This is a genomic window from Methylobacterium sp. C1 (assembly GCF_001854385.1).
Taxonomy (GTDB): Bacteria; Pseudomonadota; Alphaproteobacteria; order Rhizobiales; family Beijerinckiaceae; genus Methylobacterium; species Methylobacterium radiotolerans.
This window is the reverse complement of the sequence record NZ_CP017640.1, coordinates 1,383,158-1,408,226: the sequence shown is the minus strand read 5'-3', so window position 1 is coordinate 1,408,226 and position 25,069 is coordinate 1,383,158. Positions and strand designations below refer to the sequence as shown.

25 protein-coding genes are annotated in these 25,069 nt (G+C 71.7%); 17 read left to right on the top strand and 8 right to left on the bottom strand.

All coding sequences use genetic code 11. The annotated features are described in order from the left end of the window. Nucleotides 1–2 precede the first annotated feature (2 nt). The 3 genes from BKE41_RS06615 (at nucleotide 3) to BKE41_RS06605 (ending at nucleotide 3,115) form a co-directional block, all read left to right on the top strand. On the top strand, nucleotides 3–779 hold the full coding sequence (locus BKE41_RS06615) for a cobalamin-binding protein (protein WP_070998769.1): 777 nt from the start codon (nucleotides 3–5) through the stop codon (nucleotides 777–779). 116 nt (nucleotides 780–895) lie between these two features. Beyond that, nucleotides 896–1,408 (top strand): MmcB family DNA repair protein, encoded by a 513-nt coding sequence (locus BKE41_RS06610; protein WP_012318143.1) that lies wholly within the window; start codon nucleotides 896–898, stop codon nucleotides 1,406–1,408. Between the two features lie 102 nt (nucleotides 1,409–1,510). After that, on the top strand, nucleotides 1,511–3,115 hold the full coding sequence (locus tag BKE41_RS06605) for a Na+/H+ antiporter (protein WP_070998767.1): 1,605 nt from the start codon (nucleotides 1,511–1,513) through the stop codon (nucleotides 3,113–3,115). Nucleotides 3,116–3,151: 36 nt separating this feature from the next. Here BKE41_RS06605 and BKE41_RS06600 read toward each other — a convergent pair whose 3' ends face one another. Continuing rightward, nucleotides 3,152–3,430, bottom strand: a complete 279-nt coding sequence (locus BKE41_RS06600) for a hypothetical protein (protein WP_012318141.1) — start codon at nucleotides 3,428–3,430, stop codon at nucleotides 3,152–3,154. A gap of 149 nt (nucleotides 3,431–3,579) precedes the next feature. After that, nucleotides 3,580–4,029, bottom strand: coding sequence for a GNAT family N-acetyltransferase (locus BKE41_RS06595; protein ID WP_029361065.1), 450 nt, complete (start codon nucleotides 4,027–4,029; stop codon nucleotides 3,580–3,582). 199 nt (nucleotides 4,030–4,228) lie between these two features. On the opposite strand from BKE41_RS06595, the gene BKE41_RS06590 reads away from it, so the two are divergent. From BKE41_RS06590 to glyS, 3 genes are all read left to right on the top strand, one after another. Next, nucleotides 4,229–5,140, top strand: a complete 912-nt coding sequence (locus BKE41_RS06590; protein ID WP_070998765.1) for a glycine--tRNA ligase subunit alpha — start codon at nucleotides 4,229–4,231, stop codon at nucleotides 5,138–5,140. 68 nt (nucleotides 5,141–5,208) lie between these two features. Next, nucleotides 5,209–5,652: a hypothetical protein gene (locus tag BKE41_RS06585; protein WP_024830717.1), complete on the top strand. Its 444-nt coding sequence runs from the start codon at nucleotides 5,209–5,211 to the stop codon at nucleotides 5,650–5,652. Between the two features lie 52 nt (nucleotides 5,653–5,704). Beyond that, nucleotides 5,705–7,804, top strand: coding sequence for a glycine--tRNA ligase subunit beta (gene glyS, locus BKE41_RS06580; protein WP_070998764.1), 2,100 nt, complete (start codon nucleotides 5,705–5,707; stop codon nucleotides 7,802–7,804). Nucleotides 7,805–7,883: 79 nt separating this feature from the next. On the opposite strand, the gene BKE41_RS06575 is transcribed toward glyS, so the two are convergent. Both BKE41_RS06575 and BKE41_RS06570 read right to left on the bottom strand, forming a co-directional pair. Then, nucleotides 7,884–8,564 carry an aldolase gene (locus BKE41_RS06575; protein ID WP_043073305.1) on the bottom strand — a complete coding sequence of 227 codons (681 nt, stop codon included), beginning with the start codon at nucleotides 8,562–8,564 and terminating at the stop codon, nucleotides 7,884–7,886. Then, nucleotides 8,561–9,568: a LacI family DNA-binding transcriptional regulator gene (locus BKE41_RS06570; RefSeq protein WP_070998762.1), complete on the bottom strand. Its 1,008-nt coding sequence runs from the start codon at nucleotides 9,566–9,568 to the stop codon at nucleotides 8,561–8,563. Before BKE41_RS06570 ends, BKE41_RS06575 begins: the two co-directional genes overlap by 4 nt. Before the next feature lie 307 nt (nucleotides 9,569–9,875). Here BKE41_RS06570 and BKE41_RS06565 point away from each other — a divergent pair, with 307 nt between their 5' ends. The 5 genes from BKE41_RS06565 (at nucleotide 9,876) to denD (ending at nucleotide 15,300) form a co-directional block, all read left to right on the top strand. Further along, the gene (locus tag BKE41_RS06565; RefSeq protein WP_012318134.1) at nucleotides 9,876–11,198 is read left to right on the top strand and encodes an MFS transporter; all 1,323 of its coding nucleotides are present in this window, start codon (nucleotides 9,876–9,878) and stop codon (nucleotides 11,196–11,198) included. 106 nt (nucleotides 11,199–11,304) lie between these two features. Then, complete coding sequence (gene ltnD / locus BKE41_RS06560; RefSeq protein WP_024830721.1) at nucleotides 11,305–12,213, top strand: L-threonate dehydrogenase; 909 nt, start codon at nucleotides 11,305–11,307, stop codon at nucleotides 12,211–12,213. Nucleotides 12,214–12,242: 29 nt separating this feature from the next. Next, nucleotides 12,243–13,025, top strand: coding sequence for a 2-oxo-tetronate isomerase (gene otnI / locus BKE41_RS06555; protein WP_058607906.1), 783 nt, complete (start codon nucleotides 12,243–12,245; stop codon nucleotides 13,023–13,025). Next, nucleotides 13,022–14,296 (top strand): 3-oxo-tetronate kinase, encoded by a 1,275-nt coding sequence (gene otnK / locus BKE41_RS06550; RefSeq protein ID WP_070998761.1) that lies wholly within the window; start codon nucleotides 13,022–13,024, stop codon nucleotides 14,294–14,296. The genes otnI and otnK overlap by 4 nt, the downstream gene beginning before the upstream one ends. Before the next feature lie 26 nt (nucleotides 14,297–14,322). Beyond that, nucleotides 14,323–15,300, top strand: a complete 978-nt coding sequence (denD, locus tag BKE41_RS06545; protein ID WP_012318130.1) for a D-erythronate dehydrogenase — start codon at nucleotides 14,323–14,325, stop codon at nucleotides 15,298–15,300. Nucleotides 15,301–15,303: 3 nt separating this feature from the next. Here the strand turns inward: denD and BKE41_RS06540 are convergent, their stop codons facing one another. Together BKE41_RS06540 and BKE41_RS06535 are read right to left on the bottom strand one after the other, a co-directional pair. After that, nucleotides 15,304–15,705 (bottom strand): type II toxin-antitoxin system VapC family toxin, encoded by a 402-nt coding sequence (locus tag BKE41_RS06540; protein WP_070998759.1) that lies wholly within the window; start codon nucleotides 15,703–15,705, stop codon nucleotides 15,304–15,306. Beyond that, on the bottom strand, nucleotides 15,705–15,941 hold the full coding sequence (locus BKE41_RS06535) for a type II toxin-antitoxin system VapB family antitoxin (protein ID WP_024830725.1): 237 nt from the start codon (nucleotides 15,939–15,941) through the stop codon (nucleotides 15,705–15,707). The genes BKE41_RS06540 and BKE41_RS06535 overlap by 1 nt, the downstream gene beginning before the upstream one ends. 83 nt (nucleotides 15,942–16,024) lie before the next feature. Between BKE41_RS06535 and recQ the strand changes: the two genes are divergently transcribed. The 5 genes from recQ to grxD all read left to right on the top strand — a co-directional run bounded on the left by recQ (nucleotide 16,025) and on the right by grxD (nucleotide 21,505). After that, a complete protein-coding gene (recQ, locus tag BKE41_RS06530) occupies nucleotides 16,025–17,866 on the top strand; it encodes a DNA helicase RecQ (RefSeq protein ID WP_070998757.1) in 1,842 nt (613 codons plus the stop codon). Between the two features lie 154 nt (nucleotides 17,867–18,020). Continuing rightward, nucleotides 18,021–20,246: a phosphoribosylformylglycinamidine synthase subunit PurL gene (gene purL / locus BKE41_RS06525; protein ID WP_070998755.1), complete on the top strand. Its 2,226-nt coding sequence runs from the start codon at nucleotides 18,021–18,023 to the stop codon at nucleotides 20,244–20,246. A gap of 126 nt (nucleotides 20,247–20,372) precedes the next feature. Then, nucleotides 20,373–20,609, top strand: coding sequence for a BolA family transcriptional regulator (locus BKE41_RS06520; protein WP_007568343.1), 237 nt, complete (start codon nucleotides 20,373–20,375; stop codon nucleotides 20,607–20,609). 23 nt (nucleotides 20,610–20,632) lie between these two features. After that, nucleotides 20,633–21,127: a DUF29 domain-containing protein gene (locus BKE41_RS06515; protein WP_012318125.1), complete on the top strand. Its 495-nt coding sequence runs from the start codon at nucleotides 20,633–20,635 to the stop codon at nucleotides 21,125–21,127. Between the two features lie 39 nt (nucleotides 21,128–21,166). Beyond that, the gene (gene grxD / locus BKE41_RS06510; RefSeq protein ID WP_012318124.1) at nucleotides 21,167–21,505 is read left to right on the top strand and encodes a Grx4 family monothiol glutaredoxin; all 339 of its coding nucleotides are present in this window, start codon (nucleotides 21,167–21,169) and stop codon (nucleotides 21,503–21,505) included. A 76-nt stretch (nucleotides 21,506–21,581) separates the two neighbouring features. On the opposite strand, the gene BKE41_RS06505 is transcribed toward grxD, so the two are convergent. Continuing rightward, the gene (locus BKE41_RS06505) at nucleotides 21,582–22,238 is read right to left on the bottom strand and encodes a class I SAM-dependent methyltransferase (RefSeq protein WP_070998753.1); all 657 of its coding nucleotides are present in this window, start codon (nucleotides 22,236–22,238) and stop codon (nucleotides 21,582–21,584) included. A 98-nt stretch (nucleotides 22,239–22,336) separates the two neighbouring features. Here BKE41_RS06505 and rlmN point away from each other — a divergent pair, with 98 nt between their 5' ends. Then, on the top strand, nucleotides 22,337–23,611 hold the full coding sequence (gene rlmN, locus BKE41_RS06500; RefSeq protein ID WP_070998752.1) for a 23S rRNA (adenine(2503)-C(2))-methyltransferase RlmN: 1,275 nt from the start codon (nucleotides 22,337–22,339) through the stop codon (nucleotides 23,609–23,611). 82 nt (nucleotides 23,612–23,693) lie between these two features. Here the strand turns inward: rlmN and BKE41_RS06495 are convergent, their stop codons facing one another. Continuing rightward, nucleotides 23,694–24,818, bottom strand: coding sequence for a mechanosensitive ion channel domain-containing protein (locus tag BKE41_RS06495; protein ID WP_029360372.1), 1,125 nt, complete (start codon nucleotides 24,816–24,818; stop codon nucleotides 23,694–23,696). Nucleotides 24,819–25,069 lie beyond the last annotated feature (251 nt).

Genomic DNA, 25,069 nt, shown 5'->3' with positions numbered 1-25,069 from the left:
TGATGCGCCGCTTCCCGCCCGAGCGGATCGTCTGCCTCACCGAGGAGACGGTCGAGACCCTGTACCTCCTGGGCGCGGAGGACAGGATCGTCGGCGTCTCGGGCTACGCGGTGCGCCCGCCCCGGGTCCGCCGGGAGAAGCCGCGCGTCTCCGCCTTCACCAGCGCGGACATCCCGAAGATCCTGGCGCTGGCGCCGGACCTCGTCCTGGCCTTCTCGGACCTCCAGGCCGGCATCGTCGCCGACCTCGCCCGCGCGGGCGTGGCGGTCCACCTGTTCAACCAGCGCGACGTGGCGGGCTGCCTCGCGATGGTGCGCACGCTCGGCGCCCTCGTGGGCCTGCCAGAGCGGGCCGAGATCCTGGCAGCGGGCTTCGAGGCGCGGCTGGCCGCGGCCGCCGCGGAGGTGCGGGACCGGCCGCCCCCGCGCGTCTACTTCGAGGAGTGGGACGCGCCGATGATCTCCGGCATCGGCTGGGTCTCGGACCTGATCGGCCTCGCGGGCGGCCGGGACGTCTTTCCGGAGTTGAGCCGCCAGCCGGCCGCGAGGGACCGGATCGTCACCGCCGAGCAGGTGATCGCGGCCGCGCCCGACGTGATCCTCGCCTCGTGGTGCGGCAAGCGGGTCAACGCCGAGCGCATCCGGTCCCGGCCCGGCTGGGCGGCGATCCCGGCGGTGCGCGACGGGCGCATCCACGAGATCAAGTCGCCGCTGATCCTGCAGCCCGGCCCGGCCGCGCTCACCGACGGGTTCGACGCGATCCGGGCCTGCCTCGGGTGATCGCCGCTGGGCGATGCCGTGGGGCGATGCCGCGCCGCAGGTGACGGACCGGGCGCGACTTGGCAGGATGTCCCGATTCGGTACAGACGCACCCGCAGACGCATCCCACGAGCTCGATGTCCGCCACCCTCGGCCTTCCCGATTCCGCGCCCCCGTCCGTCGAGGCGCTGCTGCCGCCCGACCGGCGGCAATCGCCCACGGCCCTGCGCATCCAGCGCGGCGTGCGCCGGCTGTTCTCCGAGATGGGCTGCGTCACCCTGCCGGAATTCTCCCTCGTCAACGGCCGCCGCGCCGACGTGATCGCGCTCTGCGGCGCCGGCAAGCTCACCATCGTGGAGATCAAGTCGAGCGTGGCCGATTTCCGCGCCGACCGGAAATGGCCGGATTACCGCGACTTCTGCGACCGGTTCTTCTTCGCCATCCCCGAGGACGTGCCCGAGTCGCTGATCCCGGAGGAGTGCGGCCTGATCGTCGCCGACGCCTACGGGGCCGGGATCCTGCGGGAGCCGCCGGAGCACCCGCTGAGCGGCGCCCGCCGCAAAGCCGTGACGCTGCGCTTCGCCCACAGCGCCGCGCGCATCCTGCACGCGCTGGCCGACCCGGGGGCCGTGCGGGAAGGGGCGCTGTAGGGCGCGGCCCGCACCGCGACCCTGGGCGGCTCGGTATTCATCCGACCCAGAAACGTCCTAGAACGGCCGCGCTTGCCGGAGTTCCGGCGCCGAGACCGATCGATGACATCCGTCGCCCTGTTCGAGCTGATCCTCGGCCTCCTCGGCGCGGCCCTGCTGCTGTCGCTGGCGGCCGGGCGCCTCGGCTTCCCGCCGGCCGCCGCCCTCGTCGTCGGCGGCATGGCGCTGGCGGTGGCGCCGGGCCTGCCGGCCTTCGATCTCGACCCGGACCTGATCATGGTCCTGTTCCTGCCGCCGCTCCTGCTCGAATCCGCCTACTTCACCGTCTGGCGCGACTTCCGGGCGAGCCTCGGCCCGATCCTGTCGCTGTCCCTCGGCGCGGTCCTGTTCACGACCCTCGCGGTCGGGCTCGTCGCCCACGCGGTGGTGCCGTCCCTGCCCTGGGCCGCCTGCTTCGCCCTCGGCGCCATCGTGTCGCCGCCGGACGCGGTGGCCGCCAAGGCGGTGCTGGCCCGCGTCGCCCTGCCCCGCCGGATGATCACGGTCCTGGAGGGCGAGAGCCTCGTGAACGACGCCTCGGGCCTCGTGCTCTACCGCTTCGCGGTGGCGGCGGCCCTGACCGGCAGCTTCAGCGCCGCCGCGGCACTCGGCAGCTTCGCGTGGCTCGCGGTGGCGGGCGTCGCGGTCGGGATCGCCTGCGGGGTGGCGGTGACGCTCGTGGTGCGGCGGATGCACGACGCCAACGCCATCACGGTGCTGAGCTTCCTCGCCGCCTACGTCGCCTACCTCGCGGCCGAGGAGATCCACGCCTCCGGCGTCCTGGCCGTGGTGGCCTGCGGCCTGATGATGGGCGGCCGGGAGCACGAGACCTTCGACGCGCATGCCCGCCGCCATTCCGTGGCGGTGTGGGAATTCGTCGTGTTCGTTCTGGAGGCCCTGGTCTTCGTGCTGATCGGGCTGGCGCTCCGCGGCGTGCTGGCCCGGACCGGCGGCCAGCTGGGGGCGCTCTCGGCCGAGATGCCGCTGGCCCTCGCGGTCACCGCGACCTGCGTCGTCGCCCGCCTGCTCTGGGTGTTCCCCGCCGTCTACCTGCGGCGGCTCCTGTCGCCGCGGTTCCGCGCGCAGGAGCCCTCCCCGAGTCCGGCCGTGCCGCTGATCGTCGGCTGGGCCGGCATGCGCGGGGTCGTGACCCTGGCGGCCGCCCTGGCCCTGCCGGTGGACTTTCCCGGCCGCGACGCGATCCTGGTGGCGGCCTTCGCGGTGATCCTGTTCACCGTGCTGGTGCAGGGCACGACCCTGGGGCCGCTGATCCGCAGCCTCCGCCTCGACCCCGCGGCGCACCTCCCCGACGGCCATCTCGACGCGCCCATGGCCCGCGTGGTCGTGAACGAGGCCGGACTCGCCGCCCTCGAGGGTTTGGTGTTCCCCGAGACCGGCGCGCTGCAGCACCCGCGCCTCGTCGAGGAGTATCGCCGCCGGGTGCGGGCGTCCTCGCGGGACCGCGACGAGCGGACGGCGCTCGAGGCCGAGAAGACCGAGCACTTCGCCGCCGCGCTGCTCGCCGTGCGCTCAGGCCGGTCGGCCCTGATCGACCTGCACCGGCAGGATCGGATCCACAGCTCGGTGCTGCGGCAGCTGGAGACGGAGATCGACCTGGAGGAGCTCCATCTCAAGCGTCTCGCTGGGACCGCGCCGGCCCACGGCTAGGCGACGGTCGGCGCGGCCGGGGCCATCGACGGGCCGTCAGTGGGCGGCGCAGCCGTCCGCCGGCTGGCCGTAGCCGCTGTAGACGACCCGCACCTTGTGCCGGCAGGCCGGCTCGGCCTTCGGAGCGGCCGCCACGGGGGCGACCTCCACCGGCTCGACCCGCAGGGTCGCGGCCACCGGCTGGTCCTCGGAGGTGGCGAGCGCGCGGCTGGCGCTCATCACGAACGGCGTGGCGGCCAGCGACGAGATGGCGAGCGCGGCGAAGACGGCGATGTTCTTGCGGCCGAAGGTGTTGCGGGTGCGAGCATTGAACATGACGAGTGGTCCGACGTCTTGTGTTCGGCAGCGCTGAGGTGCCGAGATCCCCTGTTGCGCTGATAACTTGGCCGTCAGCTCGGCGGTTCCGGTTTATTGCCCAAAAACCGCCACGCTTGGGTGTCCCGGCGCACGCGGGGCGCCGGCGCTCAGAAGATCCTGCGGTACTGCACGAAGCCCGACTTCTCGGCGATCCGGTCGTAGAGCTGCATCGCGTCCGCGTTGGTCTCGTGCGTCAGCCAGTGGACGCGGGAGCAGCCGGCGGCCTGCGCGGCCGCGTAGACGTGCTCGATCAGCCGGCGGCCGATCCCGAGCCCGCGGGTGCCGTCCGCCACGAACAGGTCCTGGAGGTAGCAGTAGTCGCCGATCGTCCAGGCCGAGCGGTGGCGGATGTGGTGGACGAGGCCGACCGCCTCGGCGCCGCGCCAAGCCAGGGCGCCGTCCACCGGCTCGGCCGGATCGTTGAGGCGCTGCCAGGTCGTGTCCGTGACGGCCTCCGACAGGTCGACCTTGTAGAAGGCTTGGTAGCCCCGCCAGAGCGGCAGCCACGCATCCCGGTCGCCGGGGCCGATCGGGCGAATCGCGACGCTGCTGTCCATGATTGTCTCCGGCTGTCTCCGCGGGTCCGGGGCGATCGGACCATCATCCGGGCCGGGCAGGCAACCCGGGCCGCCGGCGCCGCAGATCCCGGGCGTGGCCTCGCGCCCGATACCCGCCGCCTTGCACCCCCGGCCGCCCGCACCTAAACCGGCCCGCCGGCGGCCCCAGCCGCCGCGCGATCCCGAGCCGCCGAGACCGATGTCCCAGAAAAAATCCTTCCAGGGTCTGATCCTGACGCTTCAGGAATTCTGGACGGCGCAGGGCTGCGTGATCCTCCAGCCCTACGACATGGAGGTCGGCGCCGGCACGTTCCACCCGGCCACGACCCTGCGGGCGCTCGGCCCGAAGCCCTGGAAGGCGGCCTACGTCCAGCCGTCGCGCCGGCCCAAGGACGGCCGGTACGGCGAGAACCCGAACCGGCTCCAGCACTATTACCAGTTCCAGGTGATCCTGAAGCCGAACCCGCCGAACCTGCAGGAGCTCTACCTCGCGTCGCTCGCCGCCATCGGCGTCGACCTCAAGCTCCACGACATCCGCTTCGTCGAGGACGATTGGGAGAGCCCGACGCTGGGCGCCTGGGGGCTCGGCTGGGAATGCTGGTGCGACGGGATGGAGGTCAGCCAGTTCACCTATTTCCAGCAGGTCGCGGGCTTCGAGTGCGCGCCGGTGGCGGGTGAGCTGACCTACGGGCTGGAGCGGCTCGCCATGTACGTCCAGGGTGTCGAGAACGTCTACGACCTCGACTTCAACGGCGCCGAGGGCGCCGACCGCATCACCTACGGTGACGTGTTCCTGCAGGCCGAGCAGGAGTATTCCCGCCACAACTTCGAGGCGGCCGACACGGCGATGCTGTTCCGCCAGTTCACCGACGCGGAGGCCGCCTGCCGGTCCTACCTCGCGGCGGGCGCGCCGGACGCGGAGGGCGCGCGCCACCGCATGGCGCAGCCGGCCTACGACCAGTGCATCAAGGCGAGCCACGTCTTCAACCTGCTCGACGCGCGCGGCGTGATCTCGGTGACGGAGCGCCAGAGCTACATCCTGCGCGTGCGCGAGCTGGCCAAGGCCTGCGGCGCGGCGTGGCTGAAGACGGCGGCCGGCGGAGCCCCTTGAGCCCTCGCGCGTTGCAACCCCCGCCAACCGGCGCGCCTCGGCGCGTCCGCAGACGCGGGAACCTCGTGATGAAGAAGACGATCCTCGCCCTCAGCCTCCTGGGATTCGGCCTCGCCCCCGCGCTGGCGGCCGATCCCGGTCCCGAGGCCACGGTGAAGAAGCTCTACGCCGAGCCGCACCCGAATCACTCCTCCGTGTACTCGAAGCGCCTGCAGGGCCTGTTCGACGCCGACGCGAAGCAGGCCAACGGCGCCACCGGCAACCTCGATTTCGACTACCGCCTGAACGGCGAGCCCCTGAAGCCCGACACGGTGAAGAACCTCACCTTCAAGGAGGCCACCGAGGGCAAGGATCAGGCGAAGGTCACCGTCGAGCGCAAGGGCGGCAACGGCGCCAACGTCATCGTGTACGATCTCGTGCGCGAGGATGGCGGCTGGCGGGTCTCGGACGCCCACGCGATCGGCGACCGCAAGTGGCAGCTCTCGACCATCCTCAAGGGCGAGTCGCGCTGAGCCTCGCGCGCCGACCCTCGACAGGGGTGCGGCGCGGCGATATGGCCGCCGCATGCCCGACCTCCTGCTCGAACTCCGCTCGGAAGAGATCCCCGCCCGCATGCAGCGGCGCGCGGCGGAGGATCTCAAGAAGCTCGTCACCGACGCCCTCGTGGCGCGCGGCTTCCTGTACGAGGGCGCCCGGGCGTTCTCGACGCCCCGCCGCTTGGCGCTGCACATCGCCGGCCTGCCCGCCCGGGGCGAGGCCGTGCGCGAGGAGCGCCGCGGCCCGCGGGTCGGCGCCCCCGAGGCGGCCGTCCAGGGCTTCCTGAAGGGCGCGGGGCTCGCGAGCCTCGATCAGGCCACGACCGTCACCGACCCGAAGAAGGGCGAGTTCTACCTCGCGGTGATCGAGCGGCCCGGCCGCGAGACGCTCGACGTCCTGGCCGAGCTCCTGCCCGAGATCGTCAGAAGCTTTCCCTGGCCGAAATCCATGCGCTGGGGCGCGGCCTCGGCCGAGCCGGGCTCTTTGCGCTGGGTGCGCCCGCTGCAGTCGATCGTCGCCACCTTCGGGCCGGAGACCGAGACGCCGGAGGTGGTCCCCGTCTCGGTCGGCGGGATCGCGGCCGGCACGGTGACCTACGGCCACCGCTTCCTCGCCCCCGAGGCGATCGAGGTGCGCCGGTTCGACGACTACATCCAGGCGCTGGAGCGCGCGAAGGTCATCCTCGACGCCGACCGGCGCAAGGACGTGATCCTGCACGACGCCCGCGACCTCGCCTTCGCCCGCGGCCTCGACCTCGTGGAGGACGAGGGACTGCTGGAGGAGGTGTCAGGCCTCGTGGAGTGGCCGGTCGTGCTGATGGGCTCGTTCGACGAGTCCTTCCTCGACATCCCCGCCGAGGCGATCCGCGCGACCATCCGGGCGAACCAGAAGTGCTTCGTGCTGCGGAAAGGCGGCTCCGAGGACTTGGCGCCGGCCTTCATCCTGGTCTCGAACCTCGTGGCCTCCGACGGCGGCCTAGCGATCACCGCCGGCAACGAGCGGGTGGTCCGGGCGCGGCTCTCGGACGCGAAGTTCTTCTGGGAGACCGACAAGGCGACCCGCCTGGAAGACCGACTGCCCAAGCTCGACGCCATCGTCTTCCACGAGAAGCTCGGGACGCAGGGCGAGCGCATCGCCCGCATCGCCGCCCTGGCGAAGGACCTCGCGCCGCTGGTCGGCGCCGACCCGGCACTCGCGGAGCGCGCCGCCCGCCTCGCCAAGGCCGACCTCGTCACCGAGATGGTCGGCGAGTTCCCCGAGCTCCAGGGCCTGATGGGCCGGAAATACGCGGCGCTCCAGGGCGAGCACGACAGCGTCTGCGCCGCCATCGAGGAGCACTACAAGCCGCTCGGCCCCTCCGACCGGGTGCCGACCGATCCGGTCTCCATCGCGGTGGCGCTCGCCGATAAGCTCGACACGCTGGCGGGCTTCTGGGCGATCGACGAGAAGCCCACCGGCAGCAAGGACCCGTTCGCCCTGCGCCGGGCGGCGCTGGGTGTGATCCGGCTGATCCTCGACCGGGGCCTGCGCCTGGCCCTGCTGGAGCAGGTCGGCGCGGCGGATCGCGGCCTCGCCGGGCGGGCGGGCGCCGACGCGCGGGACCTCCTCGGCTTCTTCGCGGACCGCCTGAAGGTCTATCTCCGCGACCAGGGCGCCCGCCACGACCTGATCGACGCCGTCTTCGCCCTGCCCGGCCAGGACGACCTGCTCATGGTCGTGCGCCGCGTCGAGGCGCTCGCCGCCTTCCTCGACACCGAGGACGGGAAGAACCTGCTCGCGGGCTACAAGCGCGCGGCCAACATCCTGCGGATCGAGGAGAAGAAGGACGGCCGCGCCTACGATGCCGCGCCCGACGCCGCCCTCGCCGCCGCGGGCGAGCCGGCCGAGCGGGCGCTGGCCGAGGCCCTGGCCAAGGCGCGGGAGACCGCCTCGGCGGCCGTCGCCCGCGAGGATTTCTCAGGCGCCATGCAGGCGCTCTCGACGCTGCGCGCGCCGGTGGACGCGTTCTTCCAGGACGTGACCGTCAACGCGCCCGACCCGAAGCTCCGCGAGAACCGCTTGGCTCTGCTCAACGCGCTGCGCGCCGCGACGCGGGAAGTGGCGGAGTTCGCGAAGATCGAGGGGTGAGCGTCGGCGCACCGAGCGCAGGATCTCGCGCAAGTCTCCCTAGAGGGGACTTGCGCCTCGTACCGACCCTTGAGGCCCCTCACCCGTGATCGTGCCCGGCATGGTCGTCCGGCTCGGGCAGGGTCAGGCCGAAATGGCTCACCAGATCGGCCACCTGCCCGGGGCTCAGCTGACGCGGGTTGAGGTTGCGCAGGAGTAGGTAGAGCTTGGCGGTCTCCTCCAGCTCCTCGGTGGCGAAGACCGCGCCCTCCAGGCTGTCGCCCGCCACCACCGGTCCGTGATTGGCGAGCAGCACCGAGCTGTACTTCCCGGCCAAGCCCCGGATCGCGTCCGCCACGGCCGGGTCGCCCGGGCGGTGATACGGCACGAGCGCCGTGCCGCCGGTCCGCATCAGGTAGTAGGGCGTCAGCGGCGGCAGCACCTGCCGCGGGTCGATCTCCGGCAGCATCGACACCGCCACCGCGTGGGTCGAGTGCAGGTGGACGATAGCCTTCGCCGCGCTCCGGCTCTCGTAGAGCGCGCTGTGCAGCGGGATCTCCTTGGTGGGCTTGTCGCCGGAGACGAGGCGCCCCGCATCGTCGAGCCGCGAGATCCGCGCCGGGTCGAGGAAGCCGAGCGACGCGTTGGTCGGCGTCACCAGCCAGCCGCCGTCGGGCAGGCGCAGCGAGATGTTGCCGGACGAGCCCGGCGTCAGCCCGCGCTCGAACAGCGAGCGGCCGTAGCGGCAGATCTCCTCGCGCAGCCGGCTCTCGTCGCTCATGCGGTCGCTCCCTCGATCAGCTCGAATCCGAGATCGATTGTTTTCGGGCCTTCGCCGGTCAGGCAGGCGGCGGCCCGCCGACCGATCTCCAGGCGCGGCGTGCGCACCGTCGACAGGGGCTGGGGCATCGCCGCCGCGAAGTCGAGCCCGTTGAAGCCGAACAGCGCGATCCGCCCCGGCACCGCCAGCCCCGCCGACAGGCAGGCGAAGTAGCCGCCGAGCGCCATGTCGTCGTTGGAGAAGTAGACCGCGTCGAGGTCGGGCACGCGCGCCAGCAGCGCCTCCAGGCCGGCCCGGCCCGAGGCCGGCGAGGACGGCCCCGGCCGGATTTCCCTGCCCCAGAGCGCCAGCCCCGCCTCCTCCAGCGCGGCCTCGAACCCGGCGAGCCGCTTGCCCGCGCGCAGGTCGACGCGCAGGTCGTGGCCGAGATAGCCGATCCGCCGGTAGCCGCGCGCGACGAGGTGGCGGGCGCTCGCCGCCCCTACGGCCCGGTTGGAGAAGCCGACCACGGCGTCGATCCCCTCCCCGTCCGTGTCGATCATCTCGACCACGCGCACGCCCCCGGCCTTCGCCATGGCCACCGTCCCGGGATTGTGCTCGAGCCCGGTGAGCAGCAGCGCCGCCGGCCGCCAGGACAGGAGCGCGGCCACGAGCGCCTCCTCCCGGTCCGGATCGTAGTCGCTCACCCCGATCACGCAGGGGATGCCCTCGGCATCGAGGGCCGCGGTCAGGCCACGCAGCAGGTCGGGGAAGACCACGTTGGCGAGCGACGGGATGACGACGCCCACGAGCCGCGCGCTCGCCCCCTGGCCGGCGAGGCTGCCGGCGAGGCGGTTCGGCACGTAGCCGAGCCGGGCCACCGCCTCCGCCACCCGCTCGCCGGCGCGCTTGGAGTAGGAGCCGTGGTTGCGCAGGACCCGCGAGACCGTGCTCTCGCCGACCCCGGCCTCGCGGGCGACGTCGGTGAGGGTGACGAGCCGCCCCGGCGGCTGGATGTCGTCCATGGCCTCGCTCTCCCGGCGCGGTTTTTTTTCACGACGCCCGTCGAACCTCCCGGCCTGCTTCCCTCATCCTGAGGCGACCCGAGGCGGGGCCCGAAGCAGGCCTCCGCCGCGCTGCGGCGCCTCGGGATAAGGCAGGGGATGGGAAGACCGTCCGCGTCGATCCGCGACTGACATAGCCGCCTGCATTATCTCGCACAACCGGATTGGCAGCGCTGCCAAAAGGCGATATGGCACCGCCCCAGCGCCGCCCGACGAGCGGTGAAGACCAATGTCCGGCGGCCGTGCGGCCCGGACCAGGGAGTACGCCATGCCGGTCCAAGCTGCCCCGCTGGGGGGCGCCTCCGCAGCCGCGGACCAGAAATCCTTCGCCGACCGCACCTATGCGAAGGTGTTCTGGCGCCTCGTGCCGTTCCTGATGCTCTGCTACGTGGTGGCGTATCTCGACCGGGTGAATGTCGGCTTCGCCAAGCTCCAGATGTCCCAGGAGCTGAAGTTCTCCGAGACGGTCTACGGCCTCGGCGCCGGCATCTTCTTCCTCGGCTACTTCCTGTTCGAGGTGCCCTCGAACGTGATCCTGCACCGGGTCGGCGCCCGGGTGTGGATCGCCCGGATCATGATCACCTGGGGGGTGATCTCCGGGGCGTTCCTGTTCGTGAACTCCGAGTGGAGCTTCTACGGGATGCGCTTCCTCCTCGGACTCGCCGAGGCCGGGTTCTACCCGGGCGTCATCCTCTACACGACCTCGTGGTTCCCGGCCCATCGGCGGGCCCGGGTGATCGCGGTGTTCATGGCCGCGATCCCGATCTCCGGCATCTTCGGCAACCCGCTCTCCGGCTGGATCATGGACGCGTTCAACGGCGCCCACGGCCTGTCCGGCTGGCAGTGGATGTTCCTGATCGAGGCGGTCCCGGCGGTGCTGATCGGCCTCGCGGTGTTCTTCTACCTCGACAACCGCCCCGCCGAGGCCACGTGGCTGACCGACGCCGAGAAGCAGCTCCTCGAGCGCGACATCGCGGCCGACAACCAAGGCAAGGAGTCGAGCCCGCACTCCATCGCCACCGTGTTCCGCAACGGCCGCGTGTGGTTCATGAGCCTGATCTACTTCGCCTTCGTCACCGGCCAGTACGGGCTGACCTTCTGGATGCCGACGATCGTCAAGGCGTCGGGCGTGCAGGGCAACTTCAACATCGGCCTGATCAGCGCGATCCCCTTCGTCTGCGCGGCGATCGTGATGGTCCTGCTCGGCCGCTCCGCCGACCGGATGCGCGAGCGCCGCTGGCACCTGATCATCCCGGCGCTGATCGGCGCGGTCGCCTTCGTGGTCTCGGCCAATGCCGGCTCGACGACGCTCGCCATCGCGGCGCTGTCGGTGGCGGCGGCCGGCGTGCTGACCTGCTCGCCCCTGTTCTGGTCGCTGCCCACGGCGTTCCTCAGCGGCGCCGGCGCGGCGGCCGGCATCGCGCTGATCAACTCGGTGGGGAACCTCGCGGGCTTCGTCAGCCCCTACGTGATCGGCGCGCTGCGCGACGCCACCGGCAGCACCGCCACCGGCCTCTACGCGCTGGCCGCCATGCTGGTGGTCGGTTCGGTCTGCGTGTTCGTCACGCCCGCCCGGATGGTCAACCGCTGACGCGCCGGATCCCGGCACGACCCGCCCCTCTCCCGCACGGGAGAGGGGACTTGCGCCCCACGCGGTGATGCGGAGGCGCCCTCCCCTTCATGCAGGAGCCGCCCCGATGACCAACGCAACACACCGCGCCGCGGTGATCGGCCTGGGCTCCATGGGCTCCGGCATGGCCGGCTCGCTCCTGCGCGCGGGCTTCTCGGTCGCCGCCTGCGACGTGAACCCGGAGGCGGTGGCGCGCTTCGCGGCCGCCGGCGGGCGCGCCGCCGCGAACCCCGCCGAGGCGGCGCGCGACGCCGACGTGGTGGTGAGCGTGGTGGTCAACGCGGCCCAGACCGAGGCGGTGCTGTTCGGCGAGAACGGCGCCGCCGCCGCGATGCCGGAGGGCGCGGTGTTCGTCTCCTCCGCCACCATGGATCCGGCCGTCGCCCGGGCGCTGGCGGCGCGGCTGGAGGCCACCGGCCGCCACTATCTCGACGCCCCGATGAGCGGCGGCGCCGCCCGCGCGGCAGAGGGCGGCCTGACCTTCCTGGCCTCGGGCTCGACGGCGGCCTTCGCCAAGGCGCGACCCGCCCTCGATGCCATGGCCGGCACGCTCTACGAGCTCGGCGACGCGGCCGGCCAGGGCGCGGCCTTCAAGATGATCAACCAGCTGCTCGCGGGCGTGCACATCGCCGCCGCCGCCGAGGCCATGGCCTTCGCGGCCAAGCAGGGGCTCGACCTCCGGCGCGTCTACGAGGTGATCACCAAGTCGGCCGGCAATTCCTGGATGTTCGAGAACCGGGTGCCGCACATCCTCGACGCCGACTACAGCCCGAAGAGCGCGGTCGACATCTTCGTCAAGGATCTCGGCATCGTGCAGGACATGGCCCGGGCCGAGAAGTACCCGGTCCCGGTGGCGGCGGCGGCCCTGCAGATGTTCCTGATGGCGTCCGGCGCCGGTATGGGCCGGGACGACGACGCCTCGGTGGCGCGGCTCTACGCGCAGGTCTCGGGCGCGAAGCTGCCGGGCCAGAAGTAGCCGGATCGAACGCAGGGAGTTCGAAGACAATGCCGCGCTTTGCCGCAAACCTGAGCCTCATGTTCAACGAGGTGCCCTTCCTCGACCGGTTCGAGGCCGCGGCCCGCGCCGGGTTCGACGCCGTCGAGTTCCTGTTCCCCTACGAGCACCCGCCGGAGGCCATCGGCGAGCGGCTCCGGGCCAACGGCCTGACCCAGGCCCTGTTCAACCTGCCGCCGGGGGACTTCGCCAAGGGCGAGCGCGGGATCGCGGCTTTCCCCGAGCGCTTCGACGAGCTGAAGGCCGGTGTCGATACCGCACTCCGCTACGCCGAGGCGACCGGCGTCGGGCGGCTCCACCTGATGGCGGGCCTCGCGCCCTGGGACGACGCCGCGGCGGCCGAGTCCTACCGCCGGGCCGTCACCTGGACGGCCGAGCGGCTGGCGTCGGCCGGCCTCGACCTCGTCCTGGAGCCGATCAACGGCCGGAACATGCCGGGCTACTTCCTCAACGATTTCGGCCGGGCCGCGGACCTGATCCGCGACCTCGCCCTGCCGAACCTGAAGCTGCAGTTCGACCTCTACCACTGCCAGATCCTGCACGGCGACGTGACCATGCGGCTGCGCGCCCTGATGCCGCTCATCGGCCACGTCCAGACCGCGAGCGTGCCCGAGCGGCACGAGCCCGGCACCGGCGAAATGGCCGACTTCTTCCTGTTCGACGAGCTGGATCGGCTCGGCTACCGCGGCTTCGTCGGCTGCGAGTACATTCCGGCCGCCGACACCGTCGCGGGCCTCGGCTGGCTCGCCGCCTACAAGGGGAGCGCCCGATGAGCCTCGCGCTGGGATGCGTCGCCGACGACTACACGGGCGCCTCGGACCTCGCCAACACGCTGACCAAGGCGGGCCTGCGCACGATCCAGACCATCGGCGTGCCTGAGGCGGGCCGGGCGCTGCCGGAGGCCGACGCGGTGGTGGTGGCCCTCAAGAGCCGCTCGATCCCCGCCGATCAGGCCGTGGCGCGCTCCCGCGAAGCCGAGCGCTGGCTGCGGGCGCGGGGCGCGGCCCACGTGATGTTCAAGGTCTGCTCGACCTTCGACTCCACCGATGCGGGCAATATCGGCCCGGTCATGGACGCCCTGCGGGCCGACGCGGGCGAGACCGTCGCCCTCGTGACGCCGGCCTTCCCGGAGACGGGGCGGAGCGTCTACCAGGGCAACCTGTTCGTCGGCTCGGTGCCGCTGAACGAGAGCCCGCTCAAGGACCACCCGCTCAATCCGATGCGCGACGCCAACCTCGTGCGCGTGCTCGGGCGCCAGAGCCGGAGTCCGGTCGGCCTGATCGACACCGCCACGGTCGCCCGGGGCGCGGAGGCCGTGGCTGCCCGCCTCGACGCCCTCGCGCAGGAGGGCAAGGGCGCCGCCATCGCGGACGCGATCTTCGACAGCGACCTCGAAGTGCTCGGCCGGGCGATCCTCGACCGCAAATTCTCGGTGGGGGCCTCCGGTCTCGGCCTCGGCCTCGCGCGGGCGCTGGCCGCCGACGGGCGCGGCACCAGGGACGCCGCCGGCGCGGCCGTGGGCGAGCCGGTGGGCGGAGCCTCGGCCTGCCTCGCCGGCAGCTGCTCGCAGGCGACCCTCCAGCAGGTCGCCGCCGCGGAGGCGATCATGCCGGTGCTGCGCCTCGACCCGGCGCGGCTGCTCGCGGGCGACGACGTGGTGGCGGAGGCCCTGGCCTTCGCGGAGGAGCGCCTGGCCTCCGGCCCGGTGCTGATCGCCACCTCGGCGCCGCCCGAGGCGGTGCGCGCGCTCCAGGCCGCCCACGGAGTCGACGCGGCCGGCCACGCCATCGAGGCGGCGCTGGCTGCGACAGCCGAGGGCCTCGTCGCCCGCGGGGTGCGCCGGCTCGTGGTCGCCGGCGGCGAGACCTCCGGCGCGGTGGTCGACCGGCTGGGGCTGACCGCCTTCCTGCTCGGGCCGGAGATCGCGGCGGGCGTGCCGGTGCTGCGCACGGCGGGCCGGCCCGAGCCGATGCTGCTCGCCCTCAAATCCGGCAATTTCGGCGGCGCCGACTTCTTCGGCCGCGCCCTCGACATGATGGCCTGACGCCACAACCCGACGGGAGGTTTTCCATGCACGCCCTGATTCTTGGCGCCGCCGGCATGATCGGCCGCCGCCTCGTGGACGCCCTGGTGAGGGACGGCCGGGTCGGCGGTGAGCCGCTCACCGCCCTCACGCTCCTCGACGTGGTGCCGCCCTCGCCGCCCGAGGGCTTCTCCGGCCCGGTGCGGGCCGAGGCCGCCGATCTCACGGCGCCGGGCGCCGCCGAGGCCGCCATCGCCGAGCGGCCGGGGGTGATCTTCCACCTCGCCGCCGTGGTCTCGGGCGAGGCCGAGGCCAACCTCGAACTCGGCTACCGGGTCAATCTCGACGGCACCCGCCTGCTCCTCGACGCGATCCGGGCGGCCAATGCGGCGGACGGCTACCGGCCGAAGCTCGTCTTCACCTCCTCCCTCGCGGTGTTCGGGCCGCCCTTCCCGAAGGTCATCCCGGACGACCACATCCTGCGCCCGGCCTCGTCGTACGGCGTGCAGAAGGCCATGGGCGAGCTGATGCTCGCCGACTACGCGCGCCGCGGCTTCCTCGACGGGATCGGCCTGCGCCTGCCGACGATCTGCGTGCGGCCGGGCAAGCCCAACAAGGCGGCCTCGGGCTTCTTCTCGGGGATCATCCGCGAGCCGCTGGCCGGCCAGGAGGCGATCCTGCCGGTGCCCGACACCGTCCGGCACTGGTTCGCCAGCCCCGCCGCGGCGGTGGGCTTCCTGGTCCACGCCGCCGGGCTCGACCTCGCGGCGATCGGCCCGCGGATCAGCCTGACCATGCCGGGCGTCTCGGCGACGGTGGCGGAGGAGATCGAGGCCCTGCGCCGCGCGGCGGGTGACAAGGCCGTGGCGCTGATTCGGCGCGCGCCCGATGCCACCATCGCGCGGATCGTCGGCTCCTGGCCGGAGGCGTTCGAGCCGGAGGCCGCCCTGGCCCTGGGCTTCCGGGCGGACGCGTCCTTCGACGCCATCGTGGCCCAGCACGTGGCCGAGTTCCACGGCGGCTGAGGCTCAGCCGAGGGCCGAGCGGATGTCGGTCTGCGAGAAATCGTCGCCGACGTAGAGCAGCGGCACGCCGTGCACCCGCGCGCAGGCATAGGCAAAGCAATCGCCGAGGTTCAGTCGCGCCGGGTGGCGGCCCTTGCCGTAGCGGGCATGGGCCGCGAGGGCCAGGGCGGTCTCGGCCTCGGCGACGGGGACGATTCGCAGACCTACGACGCGGATGAATTCCGCGACCTGCGCCTCGGCGTCGTCTACGGACATCGCCGTCTTGCGGGCCACCGCGATCGCCGTTTCGAAGACGGCGAGGCCTGAGGTCAGAGGGTCCACCGCACCGTCGAGGCGGCTCAGTAGAGTGGAACGCTCCGTTCCCGCGGTCAGGATCGCCACGAGGGCCGAGGTGTCGACGAACATCACTCGTCGTTCAGGCTGTCGTAGAATGCCTTGTCGCCCTCGAGGCCCGTGCGCGGCACGGCATCCATCCTGTCAAGGAGGGGCTTCAGCCGTTCTGCAAGGGACAGGCACGACTCCCGGCGCGCCAGCTCGTTCGCGAGCGCGAGTCGCACCGCCTCAGTCTTGCTCACGCCGGCCCGCGATGCCAGCTTCTCGGCCAGCTGATTCACCTCTTCGCTGCGGATGTTGAGCGGCATGGCGGCTCCCGTGTAGACACGTGGAGGCTAGTGTCTACACACCCCTGCCGCAAGGGCGGCCAGAACCCCGACCAAGGATCCCGATGACCCGCCTCGACGAGGCCCGCGCCGCGCTGAAGAAGACGTTCGGCTACGAGGATTTTCGCCCCGGCCAGGACGAGGTGATCGGCGCCGTGCTCGACGGGACCGACGTGTTCGCCGTGATGCCCACGGGTTCGGGCAAGTCGATGACCTACCAGCTCCCGGCCCTGGTCGACCCGGGGCTGACCGTGGTGGTCTCGCCGCTGATCGCGCTGATGCACGATCAGGTCCAGCAGATGCGCAGCGTCGGCATCCAAGCCGCGACCCTGAACTCGACGGTCGGGGAATCCGAGTCCCGCGAGACGTGGCGCGCCCTGCGCTCCGGCGACCTGCGGCTGCTGTTCGTCTCCCCCGAGCGCCTGCTGATGGACGGCTGCATGGACGCCCTGCGCGGGGCCGGCGTCCGGCGGCTGGCCGTCGACGAGGCCCACTGCGTCTCGCAGTGGGGGCACGATTTCCGGCCCGAGTACCGGGAGATCGCCCGCGCCCGGACGGCGCTGGGCAACGTCCAGACCCTGGCGCTCACCGCCACCGCCGACGCCGCGACCCGCGCCGAGATCGCCGAGCGGCTGTTCCCGCAGGACCGGCCGCCGAAGATCTTCGTCCATTCCTTCGACCGGCCGAACATCCGGCTGACCTTCCAGCCAAAGGACAACCCGGCCCGGCAGATCGAGCGGTTCCTGAAGCACCGGCGATCGGAGAGCGGGATCATCTACTGCTCGTCGCGCAAGCGCACCGAGCAGCTGGCCGAGACCCTCCGGAAGGACGGGTTCGACGCCCTGCCCTACCATGCCGGCCTCGACCAGGCGACGCGGATGGCGAACCAGGACCGGTTCCTGCAGGAGGACGGGGTGGTGATGACCGCCACCGTCGCCTTCGGCATGGGCATCAACAAGCCGGACGTGCGCTTCGTCTGCCACGCCGACATGCCCAACAACGTCGAGGGCTACTACCAGGAGATCGGCCGCGCCGGCCGCGACGGGCTGCCCGCCGACACGCTGACCCTGTACGGCCTCGACGACATGGCGCTCCGCCGCCGCCAGATCGACGAGAAGGAGATCTCGGACGACCGCCGCCGGGTCGAGCGGCGCAAGCTCGAGGCGATGATCACCCTGTGCGAGGGCGCGACCTGTCGCCGCCAGTCGCTGCTCGCCTATTTCGGCGAGTCGAGCGGCGCTTGCGGCCGCTGCGACCTGTGCCGCGGTGGCGTGACCCTCGTCGACGGGACCGTACCGGCCCAGAAGATCCTCTCGGCGATCGTGCGCACCGGCCAGCGCTTCGGCGCGGCCTATATCTGCGATGTGGTCCACGGGAAGGAGAGCGACCAGATCCGCCGCAACGGCCACGCGAGCCTCAAGACCTTCGGGGTCGGGGCGGACAAGCCGGTGGCGGCCTGGCGGGCGATCCTGCGCCAGCTCTTCGCGGCCGGGGCGATCGCCGAGAACGCCGACGGCTACGGCGGCCTGTCCATGACCGAGAAGGGCGAGGCGATCCTGTTCGGCCGGGAGCCGGTCCAGCTCCGCCCCGACCCGGAGCCGAAGGCCGAATCCCGCGAGCGCCGCCGGGCCGCCGCCCGCGAGGACGGCGAGATCGCCCTCTCGGAGGCCGACGAGGCGCTGTTCCAGCACCTGCGGGGCCTGCGCGCCACGCTGGCCCGGGCCGAGGGCATCGCGGCCTTCATGGTCTTCCCGGACCGCACCCTCATCGAGATGGCCCGCCAGAAGCCCGTCGACCTCTGGGCGCTGCGCACCGTGCACGGCGTCGGCGAGCGCAAGCGCGAGGCCTACGGCGACAAGTTCGTGGCGGCGATCGCCGATTTTCTGGCCCATCCGCCGGCGGCGTGAGCGGCACCCATACACGGCCAGCAGGGCCGGCGTATTGCAACGCGGTGGCGGAACGCACTAATCCGTCACCGTCGCCGCGCGCGGCCCGGTTCGGGTCGCGCATCGGGTCGAGGGCCCTGCCGGGGCTCCCGGACCGCCCTCGTCGAGACCGCCCATGTTCCGCAACGACGTTCCGATCACCCCCGAGCTCGTGGCCCAGCACGGCCTGACGCCGGACGAGTACGAGCGCTTCCGCGGCCTGATCGGGCGCGACCCGACGCTGACCGAGCTCGGCATCGTCTCGGCGATGTGGAACGAGCACTGTTCCTACAAATCCTCCCGCAAGCACCTGCGCGGGCTGCCGACCTCGGCGCCTTGGGTGATCCAGGGGCCGGGCGAGAACGCGGGCGTCATCGACATCGGTGACGGCCACGCCTGCGTCTTCAAGATGGAGAGCCACAACCACCCGAGCTACATCGAGCCCTACCAGGGCGCGGCGACGGGCGTGGGCGGCATCCTGCGCGACGTCTTCACCATGGGCGCGCGGCCGATCGCGGCGCTCAACGCCCTGCGCTTCGGCTCCCCCGACCACCCGCGCACGCGCAGCCTCGTCTCCGGCGTGGTCGCGGGCGTCGGCGGCTACGGCAATTCCTTCGGCGTGCCGACCGTCGGCGGCCTGACCGGCTTCCACCGGCGCTACGACGGCAACATCCTGGTCAATGCCATGGCGGTGGGGCTCGCCCGCACCGACGGCATCTTCTACGCGGCCGCCGCCGGCGTCGGGAACCCGATCGTCTATCTCGGCTCCAAGACCGGCCGCGACGGCATCCACGGCGCCACCATGGCGTCGGCCGAGTTCGACGAGGAATCCGAGTCGAAGCGCCCGACCGTGCAGGTCGGCGACCCCTTCGCCGAGAAGCTGCTGCTGGAAGCCTGCCTGGAGCTGATGGCCTCCGGCGCGGTCATCGCCATCCAGGACATGGGCGCGGCCGGCCTCACCTGTTCGGCGGTGGAGATGGGCGCCAAGGGCGACCTCGGCGTCGAGCTCGACATCGACAAGGTGCCGGCCCGCGAGGAGGGCATGACGCCCTACGAGATGATGCTCTCGGAGAGCCAGGAGCGCATGCTCATGGTGCTCAAGCCCGGCATGGAGGCCGAGGCCGAGGCGATCTTCGTGAAGTGGGGCCTCGATTTCGCGGTGATCGGCCGGACCACCGACACGCTGCGCTTCGTCATCAAGTGGCACGGCGAGACCGTGGCCGACCTGCCGATCAAGGAGCTCGGCGACGAGGCCCCGCTCTACGACCGGCCGCATCTGGCCAACACGCACCAGCCGGTGATCGCGGCCGCCGATGTCCCGGCGCCGGCCTCGCTCACCGACGCGCTGAAGCGCCTCGTCGGCTCCCCCGACCTCGCCTCGAAGCGCTGGGTGTTCGAGCAGTACGACCACTTCATCTTGGGCAACACCGTCCAGAAGCCCGGCGGCGACGCCGCCATCGTGCGGGTCGAGGACGGGCCGAAGGGCCTGGCGCTGACCTGCGACGTCACCCCGCGCTACTGCGAGGCCGACCCGGTCGAGGGCGGCCGGCAGGCCGTTGCTGAGGCGTGGCGCAACATCACGGCGGTCGGCGCCAAGCCGCTCGCCATCACGGACAACCTCAACTTCGGCAACCCCGAGAAGCCCGAGGTGATGGGCCAGCTCGTCGGCTGCCTCCAGGGCATCGGCGAGGCCTGCCGGGCGCTCGACTTCCCGGTCGTGTCGGGCAACGTCTCGCTCTACAACGAGACCAACGGCGTCGGCATCCTGCCGACCCCGACCATCGGCGGCGTCGGCGTGCTCGACGACGTCGCGCGTCACGCGACGATCGCCCTCAAGCGCGAGGGCGACGTGCTGGTGCTGATCGGGGCGAGCGAGGGCTGGCTCGGCCAGTCGGCCTACCTGTCGGTGATCGAGGGCCGCGAGGAGGGCGCGCCGCCGCCCGTCGACCTCGCGCTGGAGCGCCGCAACGGCGACTTCGTCCGCGGCCTGATCCAGGCGGGCACCGTCGACACGGTCCACGACCTCGCAGATGGCGGCCTCGCCGTCGCGCTCGCCGAGATGGCCATGGCGGGCCGCCTCGGCGCGGCGCTCTCCGACGTGCCGGTTGACCTGCCGCCCCACGCCTACCTGTTCGGCGAGGATCAGGGCCGCTACCTGCTGGCGGTGCGGCCGGAGGCGGCCACCGACCTGCTCGCGGCCGCCGCGGCCCAGGGTGTGGCGGCGGCCTCGGTCGGCGTCGCCGGCTCCGACCGTTTGACCCTGCCGGGCGGCGAGACCATATCGCTCGCCGACCTGTCCGCGGCGCACGAGAGCTGGCTGCCCGACTACATGGCGAGCCAGCCGGCCGCGCCCGCGTCCTGATCCCCGTTGGGCATCGGACCGGATTCCAGATCCGGTCCGATGCCCCAGATCTTCATTTTAGCATCATCGTTTTCCGAAAGCCGGCGACCACCTTTCGGGATGATGCTCGACCCCAGGAGTTTCCCGATGCCGATGGATGCGGGCGAGATCGAGCGCATGATCCGCGAGGCCCTGCCGGACGCGCAGGTGGAGATCCGCGACCTCGCGGGCGACGGCGACCACTACGCCGCCACCGTCCTGTCGGCGGCCTTCAAGGGCAAGACCCGGGTGGCGCAGCACCAGATGGTCTACGGCGCCCTCCAGGGTCGGATGGGCGGCGTGCTCCACGCCCTTGCGCTGACCACGGGTGTCCCGCAGGATTGAGCCTTCTGGCGGGAGCGCTCCCGATGGACCGACCGAGCCTCTACGACGACGATATCGTGACCTGGGCCGAGGAGCAGGCGGCGGCTCTGCGCGCGCTGGCCGAACGGCCTGAGCTGTCGAACGCGGTCGATTGGGAGAACGTTGCCCAGGAGATCGAGAGCGTGGGGCGTTCGCATCTCCGGGCCGTCGAGGGGCTGTTGATCCAGACGCTTGCCCACCTCCTCAAGCGCGCGTCCGCCCCCCTCGCGCCGGCCAGCCTGCACTGGCGGGAGGAGATCGCGACCTTCCAGATCACCGCCTGGAACGCCTACGAAGCGTCGATGCGGCAAAGGCTGAACTGGAGCAGGATCTGGAAATCGGCCGTCACGGCTGCGGAGGCTGGTCTCGGTGCCTATGGGAACGCGCTGCTCCCGGGACTGCCGGAAGCCTGCCCGATCCGTCCTGAGGATCTGCTGACCGAGACTTTCGATATCGAGCGCGCCCTTCGCACGATCGCTGCATCGGTTGCGCGCCGCTGACCCAGACCTCACATACGACCGACGAACAAGGACAGAGCGATGACCGACGTCAACACGACCATCCAGAACGAGATCGCCTCCCAGGACGTGGTGGTGTTCATGAAGGGCACGCCGCAGATGCCGCAATGCGGCTTCTCGGGGCAGGTGGTGCAGATCCTCAACTACCTCGGCGTGCCGTTCAAGGGCGTGAACGTCCTGGCCGACCAGGAGATCCGCGAGGGCATCAAGGCCTTCTCCAACTGGCCGACCATCCCGCAGATCTACGTGAAGGGCGAGTTCGTCGGCGGCTGCGACATCACCCGCGAGATGTTCCAGTCGGGCGAGCTGCAGACCTTCCTGTCCGAGAAGGGCGTGCCGGTGAAGACCGCCGCCGCCTGATTGTTTCAGGGGCCTTTGACAGATGGATCAGGGCGCCCGCGGGCGCCCTTTTTCGTGTCTGAGGACGGCAACCGGCTCAGCGCGGCTCGCGCGCCACGAACAGCGCGACACAGCCTACCACCGTGATCTCCACCGACCGGAAGCGCCGGTCCAGCGCCGCGCGCAGGGCCGGCAGCGTGTCGGCGGCGTTCGAGAACACCCCCTTTCGGTTGTAGACCCGCATCAGCGCCCGCGCCGCACCCGTGGTCGGGATGCCGCCCGACAGGATCGTGGCGCCGAACACCACGCCGTCGTCCGCCAGGCACGGCCGCACCGTGTCAAAGGCCTTCGCCTTCGCGGCGATGTCGCCCGGCAGGCAGTGCAGCAGGTAGGTCATCCCGATCGAGGCGAACGGCGCGATGCCGCTGGCCGGGGCGCCGAGCACGTCGACCCGGTAGGTCTCGGGCCGGTAGCGCGCGATCCGGTCGGCCGCGAAGGCGAGGCTGTCGGCGTTGAGGTCCATCAGGCCGACCCGCGGCGCGGGCGCGGGGAAGCGGCACCGGCCGAGGTACCAGCCGGTCCCGACCCCGACATCGAGATGCGAGGCGCCCGCGTGCTGATCGTAGAGGGCGAGGATCCGCGCGGTCGGGCAGCGCCAGATCAGCGGGTTCGACAGGCGCAGCACGACGAGGTCGTAGAGCCGCAGCGTCCGCGGATTGTAGATCGCCTGTCCGGCTCGGGTGTCGGTCGCCATGGCTCTCCGTCAGGGCCCCTGTGGGCGGTGCGCATTCGCATTTGCCGCCGCGATCGCCTATATCAGACCCTTTCCAACGTATGGATCGTTTGAACGCCATGGCGACGCCGTCGCTCGACAGCGCCCGCGCGGCCGATGCCGCGATCGAGAAGGCGCCGGATCTCCTCCCCGAGGCGCTGCCCGGCCGTCGCCCGTCGCTGGTCGGCCTGACCCGCGAGGCCCTCAAGGCGCAGCTCGTCGGCATGGGCGTGCCCGAGCGCGAGAGCCGGATGCGCGCCGGCCAAGTCTGGCACTGGGTCAATTTCCGCGGGGCGTCCGACTTCGCCGAGATGACCAATGTCGGCAAGGCGCTAAAGGCGCAGCTCGCCGAGCACTTCACCCTGGAGCGGCCCGAGGTGGCGAGCCGGCAGGTCTCCCGCGACGGCACCCGCAAGTGGCTGCTGCGCATGGCCCCGACCAACCGGCAGGAGCACAACCGCGGCGCCGAGATCGAGTGCGTCTACATTCCCGGTCCGGACCGGGGCACGCTCTGCGTGTCCTCCCAGGTCGGCTGCACCCTGACCTGCTCGTTCTGCCACACCGGCACGCAGCGCCTCGTGCGCAACCTGTCGGCGGCCGAGATCGTCCAGCAGCTGGTCACCGCCCGGGACGAGCTCGGCGACTGGCCCGGCCAGATGCCGAGTCGCGACGCCGGCGGCTCCGGCGAGGTCGGCCGGCTTGTGACCAACATCGTGTTCATGGGCATGGGCGAGCCCCTCTACAACCTCGACGCCGTGGTCGACGCGGTCGGGGTGATGTCGGACCAGGAGGGTCTCGGCCTGTCCCGCCGCCGGATCACGGTCTCGACCTCGGGGGTCGTGCCGCAGATCCCCCGCCTCGGCGAGCAGGCCAACGCCATGCTGGCGATCTCGCTCCACGCCGTGCGCGACGACCTGCGCAACGAGCTGGTGCCGCTCAACCGGAAATACCCGATCGCCGAGCTGCTCGCCGCCTGCCGGGCCTATCCGGGCCTGAGCAACGCCCGCCGGATCACCTTCGAGTACGTGATGCTCAAGGGCGTCAACGATTCGGACGCGGACGCGCGGGAGCTGGTCCGGCTGCTCAAGGGCATTCCGGCCAAGATCAACCTGATCCCGTTCAACCCCTGGCCGGGCAGCCGCTACGAGTGCTCGGACTGGGACCGGATCGAGCGCTTCTCCGAGATCGTGTTCAACGCCGGCTACGCCTCGCCGGTGCGCACGCCCCGCGGCCGGGACATCCTGGCGGCCTGCGGCCAGCTCAAGAGCGAGACGGAGAAGCTGCGCGCCCGCGCCCGGTTGATGCAGGAGGAGGGCATCGGCGTGGAGAGTTTCTACGCCGGCGCCGACGACTGAGCGACGATCGAACGGAAGACGTCGAACCCGCGCTTCAGGATGAGGGCGTGGCTGGGGAATCCGGAACACGGAATGGTGTCGCTCACGCCGCGAACCGCCGCGCCTCCGCCCGGCGCAGCGCCGGTTCCTCGGCGCCGACCCATTCCGTCCGGTGCCGCGGCAGGGCCTCCGGGTGCTCGGCCTGGAGCCACGTGATCATCGCCTCGCGGACCACGCAGCGCAGGTCCCAGGCCTGGGGCGCGTTGCGGGCGCTCACCAGCATCCGGATCTCGATCGTCGATTCCTTCGCGTCCGAGACCTGGAGGTTGACCACTCGCCCGTCCCACAGGGGCGTGGCCCTGGCGATCTCGGCGAGCTTCTCGCGCATCGCCGCGACCGGCGCCCGGTGGTCGACGTAGAGGAAGACGCTGCCGATCAGCGAGGCGCCGTCGCGGGTCCAGTTCTGGAACGGCTTCTGGATGAAGTAGGTCAGCGGCAGGACCAGCCGGCGCCAGTCCCAGAGCCGGACGACCACGTAGGTCGCGGTGATCTCCTCGACCCAGCCCCACTCGTTCTCGACGATGATCGCGTCCTCGATCCGGATCGGCTGGGTGATGGCGATCTGGATGCCGGCCACGAGGTTCGACAGGACCGGCTGCATGGCCAGCCCGAGGACGAGGCCCGCCGCGCCCGCCGAGGCGAGCAGGCTGACGCCGTACTGGCGCACCGGCTCGAAGGTCATCAGCGCCACCGAGAGGGTGACGAGCGCCACCAGCGTCACGCCGGCCCGCTCGAGGATGCGCATCTGCGTGAAGTGCTTGCGCGCCAGGAGGTTGTCCTCGGCGTCGAGCTTGAACCGGCGCAGGTAGATCACTGTGGCGATGTGGAGCGCGGTGGCGCAGCACCAGCCGGTCAGCGTCACGAAGGCGACCAGCAGGATCTGGTTGAGGGCGATCCGCACCTCCCAGGACAGGTGCACGGTGGTCGAGGCGAGGCTGATCGCCACCACTATCAGGCCGAGGCGGCTCGGTCCGCGGGTGCGCGACACCAGCGAGCGCCAGAACAGGCTCTTGCCCGCGACCGCCCGCTTCATCGCCCGATACACAATCCCGTGCAGGGGCATCACCACGGCGCAGCAGGCGACGATGAGGATCAGGCTCTCGGCCCACCATGGCAGGTAGGCCAGCGCGCGGGCTGCGGAGCCGGCGAGCGCGTCGAGGTCCGGCATCGGGCATCGCTCCACGGGTTCCGAACGGGACCTGTGGCAATGGGTGGGCGCTGGCGGGGGTTCCGCAGCGCACCATGTGCTCGCCGCAACGCAGCGGCCCGGCGCAGCGGGTTGCGCCTTCGCGTCCGAGGCGGGGGCCGGACGATGGCCTCAGCACCGCGTCTCTGCGAGCGCAGCGAAGCAATCCAGGGAAGCGGCAAGCTCACCGATGGCACGCTGCCCTGGGTCGCTTCGCTGCGCTCGCGATGACG